A 17319-nucleotide genomic window follows, 5' to 3' on the forward strand; every position below is an offset into this window, starting at 1 on the left:
TACATTCATCTTGGTATTGAAATATGCTGGCTGTAATCTTTTCCATAGTTCTAGTAGGGAATTGGCTGCTAATGTATATAGGGAATCAATAAGATTGATTCATCGTCTTTGAGCACTTGTGCCTAACCTATGAATGTTGGTTTTTTAGGAGTAACCTAGATGTAGGTTGAGACCAACAGGAAAATATTGTAGATTAAGAGGGCTGAGTGTATAATTTTTGTCATATAACAGGAAGTATTTAGAAGGAGAACATCATGAAAGCAATTGCCGTTCGGATCGACAGCATGATCAGATTGGACGAGTGGCTGCCTTATTTATCGCCGGAACGAAGAGAGAAGGTGGGACGCTTCTATCGAGAGATGGACTCCATTCGCTCCATGTTAAGTGAACTCGTCGCCAAGCGTTTACTAGTAGAGATGACAGGCTGCACTACTGAACAGATTGCCATTCAAGCGGATCAGTTCGGCAAGCCTATTGTGAGTGAACCGTACAAGCATATTCAATTCAATGTTTCTCATTCTGGTATATGGGTTGTCGGTATTGCGAACGATAAGGGGCATCCCGTTGGGATCGATATTGAACAGATTGATGAGGATTTGGAAGTAGGAAACTTTGCAAGCATTTTGTCTATAAACGAGAAACGGGTGCTTGATTCTTTGCCAGCGAGCAAAAGGAAAGAGCGCTTCATTGAGCTGTGGACATACAAGGAAAGCTATGTAAAAACAACAGGTATGGGATTATCTATGCCAATAGATTTATGCGCTTTCACTTCGTGTCACGCTGATGAGGTTGCCTGGCAATTGGCGTCACCTAGCGAAAAGCCTTTTTATTGGAAGTCCTATTCCATTCATCCTGATTATAAATTGACGGCATGTTCATCGTATGAGGCATTGCCGGATGTGTGTGCTGTGATGAGAGCCTCAGATTTTTTGCAGCAATTCCGAGATCAGTATATTCATGTTTAGATAATGAATCTTACTACTATATGTGGGAAGACGGTGTTTGTGAGAATTCTATGCATACAAGATTTCATATATTGAAGTAGAGGGGCGAAGACAAACGTCTTACTTTCAAAAGTTTCCACAATCATGAAATGGCATAAAGGGGATCGGATAAAGTGAATACAAAACGTTGCTTGACAATTTTTTCATTGATTCCACTGTTAATCGGTTTAAGTGCATGTAATCAAGGAATATCAAATGTTGTCTCTGTACCTGGCACGCCAGTTCATGTTGAACGGTCATTTGCAGCAGCAGAGGTGTCTCGCATTGATGTTCGGACGAAAGCGGCTAATGTACAATTAAAAGCTGGCAGCGGTGAGCACATTCAAGTGCAAGTGAATGGCAAATTCGACGGCAATGAGGATGAGATGGATGAACTGCTTACCACGACATTGGAGCAAGGACAGTTAGCGATCAAAGTAGGGCCAGTAGAGGGGAAAGTATGGACTAATACGTCTCTCACTGTAGAGGTTGCAGTTCCTGCGAAGGTATATGATGAGTTGAAGCTGGAGGCATCAAGCGGAAATATTACAGCTGACAAAGTTGAAGCAGGCAAGTTGTCTGCTCAATCTTCTTCCGGGAATATCAATGTGAAGGGCTATTCGGGCAAAGAATATCAAGTGGCTGCAAGCTCCGGCAATATTCACCTTGGAAAAATGACGGGAAAAGGAAGTGTCGAGGCTTCCTCTGGCAACGTAGATATGGCGATTGATTCCTTTGATGAATCGGTTCGCGTACATACAAGCTCCGGCAATGCCACGATTCGGGTACGTTCTGATGCTGTGTTCCGCATTGTGGCGGATACGAAGCTGGATCGTGCGGATCTCAACATTCCGGTTACGCTAGAGCAAAAAGAAGGAAAACGCAAATTTGAAGCTAGCGTCAATCAGGCAACCTCTGAGTCGCCTGTGTTGGATGTAACGACTTCATCCGGGAAAATGATCTTAGAAAAATAAAATAAAGTTAGAAAAAGCTTCAGCGCTGCGTGCTGAAGCTTTTTTTGTTGTCTTTATGAATTTGCAAAACAAGGAAAGAGATTAAATTTATGCTTGATTATTTGTAATAGTAAGATTACAATTTTTTGATTGAATAATTAGTCAATAGAAAAACATCGCAGGCATTTATCCCATTGTAGAAAGGAAAATTCGTATGGAGTTGGATCCGTATAAACGAAATTGGACGATAGGAGCGCTGCTGTTAAGCATTTTTCTTTCCTCCTTGGATCAAACGATTGTATCTACTGCTCTGCCCTCCATTGTTCAGAAGATAGGGGGGCTTGATTCGGTATCATGGGTCTTTACAATTTACATGCTCGCTTCAACAGCAATTATGCCGGTGGTAGGCAAGTTGTCCGATATGTATGGGCGCAAATGCTTCTTTATTTCCGGGTTGATTCTTTTTACTGCAGGCTCCTTATTATGCGGTTTTGCCGCATCAATGCCCCAGCTTATTGCTTTCCGTGGAATTCAGGGATTGGGAGCGGGTTTTCTTATGCCAATTACATTTACATTAATTTTCACGATTCTTCCGCAAGGGAAAGCTGGCAAGTTCCAGGCGTTATTCATGGGTGTTTATGCACTTTCCTCCGTTGTTGGGCCATCACTTGGGGCATTTATAACCGAACAATTGAACTGGCACTGGAACTTTTTCGTTAATATCCCTTTTGGCATCGCGTCTATTTTGATTGTAAGCTGTTCGTTAGTCGAATCCCGCAATGAGAAGAGCAGCAGACAGGTGGATTATGCGGGTGCAGTGCTTCTCATATTAACAACGGTTTTTCTTTTATTAGCGTTCAAACTGGCAGGCGGAGAATACAGTTGGGCCTCGTGGCAAGTAGTGTTCATGCTGGCAAGCGGGGGGATAGCTCTTATTTTCTTTATTGTCATAGAGCTTCGAGCAGTCGAGGGAATTATCCCTCTGCAATTGTTTTGCAATCGTACAATTGCCGGAGTCTCGGCAGCTTCTTTTATACAAGGGATGATCATGTACGGAGCTATGCTTTACATTCCTTTTTTATTCAGGCGGGACTAGGAGGAGATATAGGAGATGCGGGAAATGCACTAACTCCAATGATGTTCTCGGTTATGGTGGGAACGGTTATAGGAACGATGCTTATGAAACGAATGAGTTGGAGAGGATCGGTACTGCTCGCTATATGCCTTATGGGGATAAGTTCATTCTTATTTTCGTCCCTGCCGCTTGGGGTAAATATGTGGTATGTTAGGGGAACACTGCTTTAATAGGTATTGGGATTGGAATCTTAATGCCGAATGCACAGACAGCAGCAACTCTTGCTGCACCTGAGCGGTTCAAAGGGGTGGCTACTTCTATGGTCTCCTTTTTTCGCACAATTGGCGGTGTGATAGGCGCATCCATTACGGGTACTTTGGTGAACCAACGTCTAGCTGTTGAACTTCTGCGCCAAGCTTCTTTTTTGAAGCTGGATCCAGCATTACTAGAGAAATTCAGCAAGGCTGAAACGCTTATTGGAGCGAATCGAATGATACCTGAGCATCTAGCCCTGGCAGTACGGGTTTCACTTGTAGAATCTATTCATTATGGCTTTTGTTTTCTTGCTTTGGCAGCGGCAGTGGCGGTTCCTCTTGCCTTTTTCATGGGGAACGAGCGCTTCCGCATAACGAAGGAAGTATGTTGTTCTCAACAAACGGATCAGTCAACCGTATAGACATCTTTCTATATTGGAAAAAAGGAGGAGGCTCAGTTTTATCGGGGCGATAAAGGAAGCTCCGTACGGCGAGCTGTATACATATGTCACCTAGAAATGCGGATCAAAATAAGTTAATTCGGGATGAACGAAGAGAGCAGATTCTGAATAGCGCGTTAAAGGTTTTTTCAAATCGTGGCTTCGTAGCTACCAAAATCAGTGATATCGCCAAGGAAGCTTCATTCAGTCACGGCCTTGTCTATCATTATTTTGAATCAAAGGATGAAATTTTTGCTACATTAGTGGAGCGTGCGCTCCAATCTTCAAATCAATTGACGCTGCTTGCCGCAGAGAAACAAGGGAGCAGCTTGGACAAAATTGAATGGATGACGCAAGAAATTTTACGAGCGTTTATTCATAACGAAGAAGCTGTATACTATCACCATATTATGCTTCAAGCGTCGACCTTTGCTTCCATTCCGGAATCGGTTAAGACACAAATGCAGAATATATCAAGCCCAATGAAGCATATGCTTCAATTCATCGAGGACGGGCAACGGGACGGAATCATTCGACTTGAGGATGCAAAGCGTTTGGCGACGCTTTATTGGTCGATGATTCAAGGCCTAGCGCTCATGAAAATTGAAGCGGGGGAGTATTTCAGTATGCCTGACACAGATATGATTGTTCGCCTGTTCAAGTAATTGGACATGTTTCACAGCTAAATAAAAATGAATAGCAGATAAGTGATAGAGACTTGGCCTAGATGGGGGACTAATCCGTGTTGCAGCAGGTAATTAGGTTTGTGTTCCCAGTTTAAGGAGGGTCTCTAATTTTATTCGTGAGCGTTTACATCTCTTCATAATATGGTAGTATAGGTTCAAAGAAGGAAGCGAGTAAGCCTTATCATGTGTACGTTCCTAACAGCGGCTTAAAGTGCGAAATGCTGCAGTAGCTAGATGTTTCAATAACAGCATGTTCATAGAATCATTTCACAAGAAGTGGGTTGTAGACATGGATCATGAAAAACAGCGATTGAGTATTGAAGCGGCAAGACTGTATTATTTATCGGATTATAGCCAAATGGATATTGCCTCCAAACTAGGGGTGTCTCGTCCGACCGTATCCCGGCTGCTGCAATATGCGAAGGAGCAAGGATATGTCCGGATTGATATTGTCGATCCGCTTGAGGATCTCGATGCATTGGGAGCACGACTCCGACATAAATATGGACTGGATACGGCGCTCGTCTGTTATTCGCCTGTCAATGAATATAAAGAAATCCAAAAGCATATTAGCAAGCGTGCAGCCGAATATTTGTACGAAACCGTTCAAGACTCGGATATTATCGGGGTGACATGGGGGCGAACAATGCATGCCGTAGCGTTGCAGCTTCAGCAGAAGCAAATTCGGGGCGTGGAGGTTGTACAGCTCAAGGGAGGCATTAGCCACTCTCATGTAAATACGTATGCAGCGGAAACCGTGAATTTATTTGCGGCAGCATACCATACGATTGCCCGCTATTTGCCGTTGCCCGTAATATTCGACAGTGTTGCTCTGAAGCAGATGGTGGAGGAGGATCGGCATATTCGCCGGATTATTCAGCTTGGCAAGCAGGCCAATATTGCGATGTTCACTGTAGGTACTGTAAATGATGATGCACTTTTGTTTCGACTGGGTTATTTCAGCGACGAAGAGAAGAAGCTGCTGCAGAGCCGTGGTGTAGGAGACATATGTTCGCGATTCTTCGATGCACAAGGAAATATATGCAGCGAAGGGATCAATGATCGCACTGTGGGCATCGACCTATCCGATTTGCGGGAGAAGGAAAAGTCAATACTAGTAGCCGGTGGACAGCGCAAGATAGAAGCGATCCGAGCTGCGCTTATAGGAAGGTATGCAAATATACTTGTTACGGATCAATTTACAGCCCAAGCATTAATGTAATAATTACCGCCATGCGGTAAACCCGCTTTCCCCTTAGAGTAAGTACGTGGCGTTCATGTCTCACGGCTTATTCGATGGGGATTTTTTATATCCTTTTTGTTCAAAATATTGTAAGAAAGCAGTTCACGATATTGTAATGAACAAAATTTCAAAGCTAACTTTACATCTGTTCAGATCGCGTGTTATGATACCCATGAAATCAATATTAGAATTACCTAATACAAATGACACAAGTATATAAGGGGTGTACAGCATGAGCATAGCGCGTATGATTGACCATACGATGTTGAAGGCAGACGCTGTTCAAGCGGATATTGCCAAGCTGGTTGAGGAAGCAAAGCAGTATCAATTCGCTTCAGTATGCGTCAACCCGACTTGGGTATCTTACTGTGCAGAGCAGCTAGCCGGTACAGAAGTTAAGGTATGCACGGTTATCGGATTTCCTCTCGGCGCATCTACTTCTGCTGTGAAGGCATTGGAAACGCAAGATGCGATTGCCAATGGTGCAACCGAAGTCGATATGGTTATTAATATTGGAGAGCTGAAGGCAGGCAACGATGAATTTGTGCAAAAGGATATTGAGGCAGTTGTGAAAGCGGCTTCAGGAAAAGCGCTTGTAAAGGTCATTATTGAAACGTGCCTGTTGACAGATGAACAGAAGGTTCGTGCTTGCGAACTGGCTGTTAAGGCAGGGGCCGACTTTGTTAAGACATCTACAGGCTTCTCGACAGGCGGTGCTACACGTGAAGATGTTGCCCTCATGCGCAAGACGGTAGGACAACAAACAGGTGTGAAGGCATCTGGAGGCGTGCGCAGCTTGGAAGATGTGAACAGCATGATTGAAGCAGGGGCAACCCGTATCGGTGCGAGTTCCGGTGTCAGCATCATGAAAGGCCTAACATCAACATCTTCTTATTAAAATAGAGACGGAATCATTCCGTTAGGGTACGTTACGTTCATGACGGAATGATTCAACATTCAATGAGGAGGATCAGCCCATGAAAGATCAGTTGATTCAAGAAGCGTTGGAAGCCCGCAAGCAAGCGTATGCACCATACTCTCACTTTCAGGTTGGAGCGGCTATATTGGCAGATGGAGTTATCTATCGCGGCTGCAACGTAGAGAATGCATCTTATGGCTTAACGAATTGTGCAGAGCGAACGGCGGTATTCAAGGCTGTATCGGAAGGCAAGACGAAGGTGGAAGCTGTTGCAGTAGTTGCTGATACGGACGGGCCTGTGTCTCCGTGCGGAGCTTGCCGCCAAGTGTTAGCAGAGTTCTGCGATGGCGATACGAAGATATACTTGACGAATCTCAAGGGTAACACTGAGGAATGGACAATGTCCCAATTGCTTCCTGGCGCGTTCTCTGGTGCCGATATGGAAAAGGACAGTGAATAAGCTATAGCATTCCGTTCATTTTGAAAGCGGTAACATGAAAACTTGCCAATTTAATAAATCTATACATGCTTAAGCATGGGAGGAACATTACATGAAATTTGTCATTGCGATCATTGGTCTGCTAGCTGTATTTGGACTCACTTATATCGCAAGTAAGGATCGTCGCAACATTCGTTATCGCCCACTAGCCATTATGGTTGTGTTGCAGGCTATTTTGGCATTTGTGTTATTGAATACAACGGTAGGAGAAACCTTAATCCGGGGGTTTGCTTCTATATTTGAATCATTGCTAGGTTATGCAGCCGAAGGCATCAACTTTGTATTTGGCGGAATCGTGAATGATAGCCAAGGCACTCAATTTTTCTTAAACGTGTTGCTGCCGATTGTATTTATTTCCGCGCTGATTGGAATTTTGCAATACACGAAAATCTTGCCTTTCATTATTAAGTACATCGGTCTTGCACTTAGCAAGGTTAACGGTATGGGAAAGCTGGAATCGTATAACGCAGTTGCATCCGCGATTCTAGGTCAGTCCGAAGTATTTATTTCGGTGAAAAAGCAAATTGGTCTGTTGCCGGAACGCCGCTTATATACACTGTGTGCTTCTGCGATGTCGACTGTGTCGATGTCCATTGTCGGTGCGTATATGACGATGATTCAGCCTAAATATGTAGTAACCGCGCTCGTGCTTAATCTGTTTGGCGGATTTATTATCGCTTCAATTTTGAATCCATATAAGGTGACGAAGGAAGAAGATATTTTGGAAGTGCAGGAAGAGCATAAGCAGTCGTTCTTCGAAATGCTGGGCGAGTATATAATGGACGGCTTTAAAGTAGCGATTACAGTTGCTGCAATGCTGATCGGTTTCGTCGCCTTGATTGCACTTATCAATGGCATCTTTGGCAGTATCTTCGGAATTTCATTCCAGGAAGTGCTTGGCTATGTGTTCGCACCGTTCGCGTTCCTAATGGGGGTACCTTGGAAGGAAGCGGTCGATGCGGGAAGTATTATGGCAACGAAGATGGTTGCAAACGAATTCGTCGCTATGCTTGATCTTGGTAAGCTTACTTTGTCTGAGCGCACTACGGGTATTGTATCCGTATTCTTAGTATCATTCGCTAACTTCTCCTCGATCGGCATCATTTCTGGTGCGGTGAAAGGACTCCATGAGAAGCAGGGCAACGTTGTAGCTCGCTTTGGTCTGCGTTTGTTGTACGGCGCCACGATGGTAAGCGTATTGTCTGCGATTGTTGCAGGTATTTTCTTATAAAAGTATTCACAACGTCCACTTCTGGTTAAGTGGACGTTGTAAGCATCTATTATCGTACCTTGGGGAAGGAGAACGACATGATGACAACATTTAAACGAATACATCTTATCGTAATGGACTCTGTAGGCATCGGAGAAGCTCCTGATGCTGCACAATTTGATGACGTAGGCTCAGATACATTAGGACATATTGCACAGGAATGCGGAGGGCTCAACATGCCCAACATGGCAGCACTCGGCTTGTCCAATATCCGTTCGATTCCTGGCATAGAGGTGGCCGAGCGTCCCCTGGGCTATTATGGAAAAATGCAAGAAACCTCCCGCGGCAAAGATACGATGACAGGTCATTGGGAGATCATGGGTCTCTATATTGATACCCCGTTCCGCGTATTCCCTGATGGATTCCCCGCTGAGCTGATTGAGCGTATTGAGGCGAAGACAGGGCGCAAGGTAATTGGCAATAAGCCGGCAAGCGGAACCGAAATTATCGATGAGCTTGGCGAGGAGCATGTAAAGACAGGCGCACTCATTATCTATACATCTGCGGATTCTGTCCTTCAAATTGCAGCACACGAAGAGGTAGTTCCATTGAAGGAACTGTACGAGATTTGTGAGTTCTGTCGCGAGATTACCCGAGATGATCCATACATGCTTGGACGGATCATCGCTCGTCCATTTGTAGGAGAGCCTGGAAACTTTACGCGAACAGCGAATCGTCATGATTATGCGCTGAAGCCATTTGGCCGCACAACGATGAATGAACTGCAGGATCAAGGCTTTGATGTCATCGCATTGGGTAAAATTTCGGATATTTATGATGGTGAAGGAATTACAAAGGCGATTCGAACAAAGTCTAATATGGACGGTATGGATAAATTTATTTCAACATTGGATGAGTCCTTCACGGGACTAAGCTTCCTGAATCTTGTGGACTTTGATGCATTGTTCGGGCATCGCCGCGATCCAAAAGGCTATGGACACGCGTTGGAAGAGTTCGATGCGCGCTTGCCAGAGGTATTCGCGAAGATGACAGACGACGATCTGCTTCTTATTACTGCGGATCATGGCAATGACCCAACTTACAAGGGCACAGACCACACGCGAGAGTATGTTCCGTTGATTGCCTACTCTCCACGCTTTGCAGCTGGAGGTAAGGAACTTCCGCTGCGCGGCACGTTTGCGGATATCGCGGCAACGGTGGCAGAAAACTTTGCTGTTGCAGCGCCTGCTTATGGCAAGAGCTTTTTAACGGATTTGAAATAATTCATCTTACTGGAGGAACATAGTTATGAGTGTACACATTGGAGCGAAACAGGGCGAAATTGCAGAAACGATATTGCTGCCAGGAGATCCGCTGCGCGCGAAATATATCGCAGAAACGTACTTGGAGGATATTACTTGCTACAACGAGGTTCGCGGGATGCTCGGCTTTACAGGGACATATAAAGGCAAGCGCATCTCTGTACAAGGTACAGGCATGGGAATTCCGACAACAAGCATTTATGTGAATGAGCTGATCAATGAGTATGGTGTAAAGAATTTGTTCCGTGTAGGCACATGCGGCGCGATGCAGAAGGACGTTCATGTGCGCGACGTCGTGCTTGCACAAGCAACTTGTACGGATTCCAGCATGAACCGTCACGTATTTGGCGGATACGACTACTCCCCAATTGCCAGCTTCTCATTGTTGAAGAACGCTTATGACAATGCGGTTGCGAAGGGCATGAATGTACATGTCGGCAACATTTTCACATCCGATATGTTCTATCGCGACGACAAGTCCGTAGTTCAGAAGCTGATGGACTATGGCGTATTGGCGGTAGAAATGGAAACTACGGCGCTTTACACGCTGGCTGCGAAATACAGTGTCAACGCACTGACAATTTTAACCGTGAGTGATCACTTGCTGACAGGTGAAGAAACGACATCGCAAGAGCGTCAAACAACGTTCAACGACATGATGGAAGTAGCGTTGGAGACAGCTATTTCGTTGTAAGAAGGAATCTCAAATTGTCACTAGGAGTCAGTAAAAAGAAATAAATTGCTGCATGTTCTGAGTAAGTTCGTTTACAAAGGAAGAGAATAGTCTTCGTTACTGATATCAGCAAGTTAACCAATATCCAATGGAGAGCGAGGAGATTCAACGATGAGAATGGTGGATTTGATTGCGAAGAAGCGTGACGGCAAGGAACTGACAACAGAGGAAATCAACTTTGTTATTGAAGGCTATACAAAGGGGGATATCCCGGATTATCAAGTCAGTGCTTTTGCGATGGCCATTTATTTTCAGGATATGTCGGAGCGTGAACGGGCAGATCTGACGATGGCAATGGTCAACTCCGGAGAAACCATTGATCTCTCCGCAATTGAAGGCGTTAAGGTGGATAAGCACTCGACTGGTGGCGTCGGCGATACGACAACGCTTGTACTGGCGCCGCTAGTTGCTGCATTGGATATTCCAGTTGCCAAAATGTCCGGGCGCGGACTTGGACATACAGGCGGCACGATTGATAAGCTTGAGGCAATCGAAGGGTTCCATGTGGAAATTACCAAGGACGAGTTTGTGAACCTTGTTAATCATCATAAAATTGCAGTTATCGGTCAGACAGGCAACCTTACGCCTGCAGACAAGAAGCTGTATGCACTGCGTGATGTAACAGCGACTGTCAACTCCATTCCGCTCATTGCCAGCTCAATTATGAGCAAGAAGATTGCTGCCGGCTCTGACGCTATCGTGCTGGATGTGAAAACTGGGGCAGGAGCATTCATGAAGACAGCTGAGGATGCAAAGGAACTAGCTCACGCGATGGTAAGCATCGGTAACAATGTCGGCCGTAAGACAATGGCTGTTATTTCCGATATGAGCCAGCCGCTTGGCCGGGCAATCGGCAACTCGCTTGAGGTACAGGAAGCGATTGATACACTGCGCGGACATGGACCTGAGGATTTGGAAGAGCTTTGCCTTGCGCTCGGCAGACAGATGGTATTCTTGGCTGGCAAGGCTTCCTCTTTAGAAGAAGCAGAAGAGAAGCTGAAGGAAGTTATTCACAATGGCAAGGCATTGGAGAAGTTCAAGGAGTTCATTGCGAACCAAGGCGGCAATCCAGAAGTTGTCGACGATCCGAACAAGCTGCCGCAAGCGGCATACAAGATCGAAGTTCCGGCGCGTGAAGACGGCGTAGTTGCTGAAATCATTGCTGACGAGATCGGGACAGCAGCAATGCTGCTGGGAGCAGGCCGTGCAACGAAGGAATCCGAAATCGATCTTGCAGTAGGCTTAATGCTGAACAAGAAGATTGGCGATGCTGTTAAGGCAGGCGAGTCTTTGGTAACAATCCATGCGAATCGTGAAAATGTGGATGACGTCATTGCAAAAATTTACGAGAACATTCGGATTAGCGATCATGCTGAGGCACCGGTGCTTGTCCATAATATCGTAACGGAATAAATAGGAAAAGGAGAGCCGTGTATGACGAAGGGGGTATTTCGACCTGAGTCATGCACGGCTTTTGTATTTTGTAGTTGCTTTATAAATATAGTATTTACCTAAATTATCAGAATGGTATATATTGGGGGGTATAAGTGTGGTCATAAAGCAGGGTTAATTCTGGTGCGAATGTATAGTGCACATGAAAATGCCGGGATATTCGCATCTGTTATTATGCATTTTTATCCATTTTTTTCTCTCGGCAACACTGTATCTATCTTGGTTTTAGACCGAAAAGTTCGTTATAATGAGTGAACAAATCATTAACGGAAGTGATTTTATAAATATAGGCTCACTTTCCGCTGTCGCATCCTACGCGGATGCGTGGATTGAAATCATGAATTACGCAAAAACGTCAGCTATGGATATAAGGTCGCATCCTACGCGGATGCGTGGATTGAAATTAAAACAGCGGAGTTACGAGCAAACAACTCGATAAGTCGCATCCTACGCGGATGCGTGGATTGAAATTAATATGCGTGTGATCTGCATAGATACATCAATGTATAGCCGCATCCTACGCGGATCGTAATTTTTGGTCGTGAAGGTTGTACGGAGTGGTGGAGTGGAGAGTCATATCCGATATGAGAGCATGAATCGAATACCTAATAACCTGCACAGGACATCAATGGAACTAACGCTAGTTCGAGAGGTGTCCTTTTTCTTGTTCACATATGTCGTTTACTATATACAAATAATATGGTAAATTGTAGATAATTGTGAGGTTCTGTAGAAATAGGTCAAAAGTATTGCCTTTGTTGTCTTTGTTCATATCTTGAAAATCATGACACACAACGAGGAGCGTTGATATGTTTTCGATTGCTCATATTCGTGAAAACGACCAACAGGTACAGACGGTCGAGGCGCATTTGTTAGAGGTAAGAACATTAGCGGAAGGTTACGGTAGTAAGCTGGGTGTCCCTCATGTGACCGGACTAGCAGGTATGCTCCATGACATGGGAAAATATTCACAAGAGTTTTGTGAATATATTTTAGCGGCTGTAAGTAGTACTAATGTACTGGTAAAGAGAGGCAGTGTTGACCATTCGACGGCAGGAGGCAAGCTTTTATACGAGCTTTTTCATATAACCAATATCACGAAATATAAAGGCCTGTTAGCTGAGGTTGTCGGCAACGCCATCATTTCGCACCACTCCTATTTGCATGATTATCTCAATCAGGATTTGGAGTCTCCTTATTTACGGCGTGTCAGGGATAAGCAGATGGAAGAATATGAGGCAAGCAAACACTCCTTCTTCACGCACGTCATCAACGAGCGGGAATTTCATCAATATGTAGATTGGGCTGCGATAGAACTGGAACAATTTATGGCGCAAAATACGATAGGCAGCTCTGAACAGAAGCTCATGTTTCTCACGAAGTTCGTGTTCAGTGCATTAATCGATGCAGATCGAACGAACACTAGATGTTTTGAAGCGAATGTGCACGAAGAGCCAAAAGTGAATGTGGCGAACCTGTTCGAAGACTACTATGCGAAATTAATGGAAAAGGTATGTTCGTTTGCAGAGCATGAAGATGCCAATAAGCCTATTAATAGGCTCAGAAGTGAGATGTCAGCGCAATCTGAGCAATTTGCCGCGAAACCATCCGGAATCTATACCTTATCAATACCAACCGGAGGCGGCAAAACGTTAGCAAGCTTGCGATATGCCTTGAGGCATGCCATGACCTTTCACAAGCAACGCATTATCTATGTCGTTCCTTATACTACGATTATTGAACAGAATGCCGCAACGGTTCGCAGTATCTTAGAGGACGAGTTGAATATATTGGAACATCATTCGAATGTGATCGAACATGAACATGATAATGACGAAGAACTGGACGGCTTCGCCCTGACGCAGCAGCAGAAAGCCAAGCTGGCCAAGGATAACTGGGATGCTCCTATTATTTTCACGACGATGGTGCAATTCCTTAATGTGTTCTTTGCTCATGGGAGTCGTAACATTCGGAGACTTCATAATTTATGCGAAGGTGTTATCATCTTCGATGAAGTGCAGAAGGTTCCAACACCTTGCATTTCATTGTTCAATCAGGCGTTAAACTTCCTGAAGCACTATGGTCAATCCAGCATCGTACTCTGTACGGCGACGCAGCCGGCACTGGACTTCGTTGAGCAGAAGCTCGATATCAATCCAGACGCCGAGATAATAGGCAAGATAGACCATGTCATTGAAGCATTTAAGCGTGTCGACATTGTAGATCGAGCGACAGGTGAGACGTTTAATACCGATAAGCTGGCTGATTTTGTGCAGGCGACGATCGAAGACATGCGCAGTGTTCTCGTTATTTTGAATACGAAGTCTGTTGTCAAAAGCTTATACCAGCAATTAATGGAACGGTTCAAGGAAGCGCAATACGAGATGATTCCCCTCTATCATTTAAGCACTTCCATGTGCGCAGCGCACAGGTTTCATATTTTGCAGAAAGTTAAAGAGCATCTGGAACGAGAGGAAAAAGTCATTTGTATTAGCACCCAGCTAATAGAAGCAGGGGTTGATGTTAGCTTTGATTGCGTCATACGTTCTCTCGCCGGGTTGGACTCGATAGCGCAAGCGGCAGGACGCTGCAACCGGCACGGGAAGGATGCGATTCGAAAGGTTTATATCATTGATCATGCGGAAGAGAACTTGGACAAGCTGAAGGAAATCAGGGTTGGCAAAGAAGCGGCGAAGAAGATGCTCATCGACATGAAGCGTGATTCGTCGGCTCACGGTGGTGACATATTGTCGCGTCGAGCGATGGAGTGGTATTTCCAGACGTATTATTCGGAATTCAAATTGAACTTGAACTATCCGATTCCGACGCTTAGAAAGAATATGACAGAATTGTTGTACGCAGGACGGGGCGGGGAAGACACATATTATCAAGCCTACTGTCAAACGAAGAATGCACAGCTTCCGCTGTTTATCGCGAACAGCTATGGCACGGCGGCGAAGCATTTTGAGGTCATAGATAGCCATACATCATCTGTCATTGTCCCATATGGGGAGGGCAGGGAAGTTATTGCAGAATTGAACGGTGCTTGCACGATTGATGACCTCACACGGTTGCTCCGGAGAGCGCAGCAATTCACGGTCAATCTCTATAAGCATGAACTGAATCAACTTGACCACAATAGTGGGCTGGATTGTTGCTTGGATGGGAGTGTTCTTGTACTGAAAGAAGGCGCTTACAGTGAAGATTATGGAGTGGATCTTGAAAATGATAGTGAGATAGAGTTTTTGAATTTCTAACGAATGAAACCTATCTTTGATAATAGATAGGTTTCCTAATAAAATAATATATATTTCAATCCACGCTTGTAGCGACAATCCATTATAGCATAAAGATAATGAATAGGTGTAATGTTGTTATATATATTTTTATTATGTTCATATAATATTTAATTAGGTTTAATTGACCGACGCTGAGGGTTTGTGTAAAATATGGATATGTAAATAATTCTTCGATTATAATTTGAAAATTTTATGTCAACTTAAAATGAAAATTTATAGCATTTCGAAATTGAAAGTATAAGAGTTTTGATCCTAACGATTAAGGAACAAGTACCTAAAATAGGTTTTATAAAACAATGAAATCTCCTGTACTTTAAGCACAATAAAATGTTAATGGTTTGAATTGAATCAAGGAGGACATTATGGCTAAGCCAAGGGTATTTATCAGTTCAACTTTTTATGATTTAAAATATGTAAGAGCTGATATTGAAAGATTTGTACGAGAAATGGGCTATGATCCCGTTTTAAATGAAAGAGGAAATATTTCTTATGGGAGTGATGAAAGATTAGAAGAATACTGTTACAAAGAAGTTGAATTAACAGATATACTTGTAGCGATTGTGGGTGGGAGATATGGAAGCGAATCTTTCAATTCACAATATTCTATTACTCAAATGGAAATTAAAACTGCACTTAAACAAGGGAAACAAGTGTATATTTTTATTGATAAGTCAGTTTACTCTGAGTATCACACTTATCTTAATAATAAAGATGTGAAAGATATTAAGTACAGATATGTTGATGATGTGAAAGTTTATAAATTTATAGAGGAATTAGAAAATCTCCCACAAAACAATCCTATATCTACTTTCGAACATTCAAATGAAATCGTTATCTTTTTAAAAGAACAATGGTCTGGATTGTTCCAGAGATTCTTACAGCAACAATCAAGACTGTCAGAAAATAAATCTCTTGAAAATATTAATGCAACTGCAAAGACATTGAATCAATTAGTGAATTTTTTTAACGGAAGAAAGGAAAAATTCAGATCATGCTATAAAGGAAATATTGTTAAGTAATCATCCAGTTTTTATAAAATTAAAAAATTTAACAAATACACCTTACCCAATATTTTTTAGAAACAAGTCTGATCTTGAGGCTTGGCTAGAGGCTAGAAGATATCAAGAAAAAGAGAGAGACCCATTTTTTCCTGATGAAGATGAAGAAGATTATCTGATTTATAAAAATGAAACCAAAAATTTGATTTTTTATTAAAAATATTTAAAGGGATTTTTGATGAAAATGATAGATTAATAGTATTCACTGCAGATGAGTGGAATGAAGATTGGCTTGTCAGTGAGGAAATTAGTAAATCATTTGAAATTAACGATGATGACTTGCCTTTTTAAAAAATTCGACATAGAAAAAATGAGAGGATTTTATGAGGGAGGGGACTAACTGCATCACGGCGGGGTTTTGTCTCCCACAGTGGATGATCTTTCAAGAATTTCAAAATATGAAAACAAAATTAAACTATGAAATAGGGGGGGATTTCCAGTGGACAAAGCTATAAATCGAAAAGATGGGAAGGTATATTTGATAAAAGATTGGCTAATTAACTTTGGTCCAAATTATATGGGTGAATGTATGGTTTGCGGTAATTCACTTAAAATTCGTGCGGATCATACATCAGCTAGAACTGCTCACTTTTGGCATAATAGACCCCATACCAAATGCCCTACAATTGAACAAAACATTTCAAAATATAGCCATCTAACTCCAACAACAATCGATAAAGAAAATGCAATAAAAGTAAAGTCGGAATTTGTTGAAAACTATTATTATATATATTTGAAATGCGACCAATTATGTGATGGTAGTCTTCGCTTTGCTGAGTTTAGAAATCTAGTAGAGAAGGCAAATAAACAAAAAATTTGGTATTACAAAGATTTATCAATTGAATATATTCCCTATATACTTTTGACGTTAGAAGAGTTGTTTAAGATTAGTACAAACTACAAAAAACAGGCTTTCTATTTCTGCTTTGAACCTAATATGAACAATTTTGATGATTTATGGATTAGAACCAATCTTAAAAAGAAGCTTTGGAGAATACATACTGATGTTTCGAAGAATATAGAGGAATTTAGTATTAATAACCTGTTACCAAAAGAGCCATTTTGGGTTGAAAAATCGAGAGAAAGAATAAATAAAATGATTAATTAACAGAACTCCAATCTCTTAACCAACGCGATATTTATACACTTCGATTCTACTGAAGCGGATGGTGCGGAATTAGGGAAAGCAACCA

15 protein-coding genes and 1 pseudogene are annotated in these 17319 nt (G+C 42.9%); all 16 read left to right on the top strand.

What is annotated here, in order from left to right; genetic code table 11:
• Nucleotides 1-254: 254 nt before the first annotated feature.
• The 16 genes and pseudogenes from PAV_RS15145 to PAV_RS15215 all read left to right on the top strand — a co-directional run bounded on the left by PAV_RS15145 (nucleotide 255) and on the right by PAV_RS15215 (nucleotide 17234).
• Complete coding sequence (locus tag PAV_RS15145; protein WP_005547661.1) at nucleotides 255-965, top strand: 4'-phosphopantetheinyl transferase family protein; 711 nt, start codon at nucleotides 255-257, stop codon at nucleotides 963-965.
• Between the two features lie 152 nt (nucleotides 966-1117).
• Nucleotides 1118-1957, top strand: coding sequence for a DUF4097 family beta strand repeat-containing protein (locus PAV_RS15150; protein ID WP_005547663.1), 840 nt, complete (start codon nucleotides 1118-1120; stop codon nucleotides 1955-1957).
• Between the two features lie 193 nt (nucleotides 1958-2150).
• Complete coding sequence (locus tag PAV_RS15155) at nucleotides 2151-3032, top strand: MFS transporter (RefSeq protein ID WP_005547665.1); 882 nt, start codon at nucleotides 2151-2153, stop codon at nucleotides 3030-3032.
• A gap of 232 nt (nucleotides 3033-3264) precedes the next feature.
• Nucleotides 3265-3687 carry a hypothetical protein gene (locus PAV_RS15160; RefSeq protein WP_005547667.1) on the top strand — a complete coding sequence of 141 codons (423 nt, stop codon included), beginning with the start codon at nucleotides 3265-3267 and terminating at the stop codon, nucleotides 3685-3687.
• Between the two features lie 83 nt (nucleotides 3688-3770).
• On the top strand, nucleotides 3771-4370 hold the full coding sequence (locus tag PAV_RS15165) for a TetR/AcrR family transcriptional regulator (RefSeq protein ID WP_005547669.1): 600 nt from the start codon (nucleotides 3771-3773) through the stop codon (nucleotides 4368-4370).
• Nucleotides 4371-4680: 310 nt separating this feature from the next.
• Nucleotides 4681-5613, top strand: coding sequence for a sugar-binding transcriptional regulator (locus PAV_RS15170; protein WP_040735988.1), 933 nt, complete (start codon nucleotides 4681-4683; stop codon nucleotides 5611-5613).
• Between the two features lie 253 nt (nucleotides 5614-5866).
• Complete coding sequence (gene deoC, locus PAV_RS15175; protein ID WP_005547674.1) at nucleotides 5867-6532, top strand: deoxyribose-phosphate aldolase; 666 nt, start codon at nucleotides 5867-5869, stop codon at nucleotides 6530-6532.
• A gap of 64 nt (nucleotides 6533-6596) precedes the next feature.
• Nucleotides 6597-7013, top strand: a pseudogene (locus tag PAV_RS15180) (cytidine deaminase); the annotation flags it as partial.
• A gap of 91 nt (nucleotides 7014-7104) precedes the next feature.
• A complete protein-coding gene (locus PAV_RS15185; protein WP_005547676.1) occupies nucleotides 7105-8283 on the top strand; it encodes a NupC/NupG family nucleoside CNT transporter in 1179 nt (392 codons plus the stop codon).
• An 80-nt stretch (nucleotides 8284-8363) separates the two neighbouring features.
• The gene (deoB, locus tag PAV_RS15190; protein ID WP_005547678.1) at nucleotides 8364-9545 is read left to right on the top strand and encodes a phosphopentomutase; all 1182 of its coding nucleotides are present in this window, start codon (nucleotides 8364-8366) and stop codon (nucleotides 9543-9545) included.
• 25 nt (nucleotides 9546-9570) lie between these two features.
• Nucleotides 9571-10278, top strand: coding sequence for a purine-nucleoside phosphorylase (gene deoD / locus PAV_RS15195; protein ID WP_005547680.1), 708 nt, complete (start codon nucleotides 9571-9573; stop codon nucleotides 10276-10278).
• 150 nt (nucleotides 10279-10428) lie between these two features.
• The gene (locus PAV_RS15200; RefSeq protein ID WP_005547682.1) at nucleotides 10429-11730 is read left to right on the top strand and encodes a pyrimidine-nucleoside phosphorylase; all 1302 of its coding nucleotides are present in this window, start codon (nucleotides 10429-10431) and stop codon (nucleotides 11728-11730) included.
• Between the two features lie 848 nt (nucleotides 11731-12578).
• Nucleotides 12579-15026 carry a CRISPR-associated helicase/endonuclease Cas3 gene (locus PAV_RS15205; RefSeq protein WP_005547684.1) on the top strand — a complete coding sequence of 816 codons (2448 nt, stop codon included), beginning with the start codon at nucleotides 12579-12581 and terminating at the stop codon, nucleotides 15024-15026.
• Nucleotides 15027-15430: 404 nt separating this feature from the next.
• Nucleotides 15431-16087, top strand: coding sequence for a DUF4062 domain-containing protein (locus PAV_RS15210; protein WP_005547686.1), 657 nt, complete (start codon nucleotides 15431-15433; stop codon nucleotides 16085-16087).
• On the top strand, nucleotides 16077-16283 hold the full coding sequence (locus PAV_RS32395; RefSeq protein ID WP_005547688.1) for a hypothetical protein: 207 nt from the start codon (nucleotides 16077-16079) through the stop codon (nucleotides 16281-16283). Before PAV_RS15210 ends, PAV_RS32395 begins: the two co-directional genes overlap by 11 nt.
• Nucleotides 16284-16565: 282 nt before the next feature.
• The gene (locus PAV_RS15215) at nucleotides 16566-17234 is read left to right on the top strand and encodes a hypothetical protein (protein ID WP_005547692.1); all 669 of its coding nucleotides are present in this window, start codon (nucleotides 16566-16568) and stop codon (nucleotides 17232-17234) included.
• Nucleotides 17235-17319: the final 85 nt, after the last annotated feature.

Source organism: Paenibacillus alvei DSM 29, from assembly GCF_000293805.1.
GTDB lineage: Bacteria > Bacillota > Bacilli > Paenibacillales > Paenibacillaceae > Paenibacillus_B > Paenibacillus_B alvei.

Bases quoted from the DNA above. Each gene is read 5' to 3' on its own strand.
- PAV_RS15145 (WP_005547661.1), top strand. From the start codon at position 255: ATGAAAGCAATTGCCGTTCGGATCGACAGCATGATCAGATTGGACGAG.
- PAV_RS15155 (WP_005547665.1), top strand. From the start codon at position 2,151: ATGGAGTTGGATCCGTATAAACGAAATTGGACGATAGGAGCGCTGCTG.
- PAV_RS15160 (WP_005547667.1), top strand. From the start codon at position 3,265: ATGCCGAATGCACAGACAGCAGCAACTCTTGCTGCACCTGAGCGGTTC.
- PAV_RS15165 (WP_005547669.1), top strand. From the start codon at position 3,771: ATGTCACCTAGAAATGCGGATCAAAATAAGTTAATTCGGGATGAACGA.
- PAV_RS15170 (WP_040735988.1), top strand. From the start codon at position 4,681: ATGGATCATGAAAAACAGCGATTGAGTATTGAAGCGGCAAGACTGTAT.
- deoC (WP_005547674.1), top strand. From the start codon at position 5,867: ATGAGCATAGCGCGTATGATTGACCATACGATGTTGAAGGCAGACGCT.
- PAV_RS15185 (WP_005547676.1), top strand. From the start codon at position 7,105: ATGAAATTTGTCATTGCGATCATTGGTCTGCTAGCTGTATTTGGACTC.
- deoB (WP_005547678.1), top strand. From the start codon at position 8,364: ATGACAACATTTAAACGAATACATCTTATCGTAATGGACTCTGTAGGC.
- deoD (WP_005547680.1), top strand. From the start codon at position 9,571: ATGAGTGTACACATTGGAGCGAAACAGGGCGAAATTGCAGAAACGATA.
- PAV_RS15200 (WP_005547682.1), top strand. From the start codon at position 10,429: ATGAGAATGGTGGATTTGATTGCGAAGAAGCGTGACGGCAAGGAACTG.
- PAV_RS15205 (WP_005547684.1), top strand. From the start codon at position 12,579: ATGTTTTCGATTGCTCATATTCGTGAAAACGACCAACAGGTACAGACG.
- PAV_RS15210 (WP_005547686.1), top strand. From the start codon at position 15,431: ATGGCTAAGCCAAGGGTATTTATCAGTTCAACTTTTTATGATTTAAAA.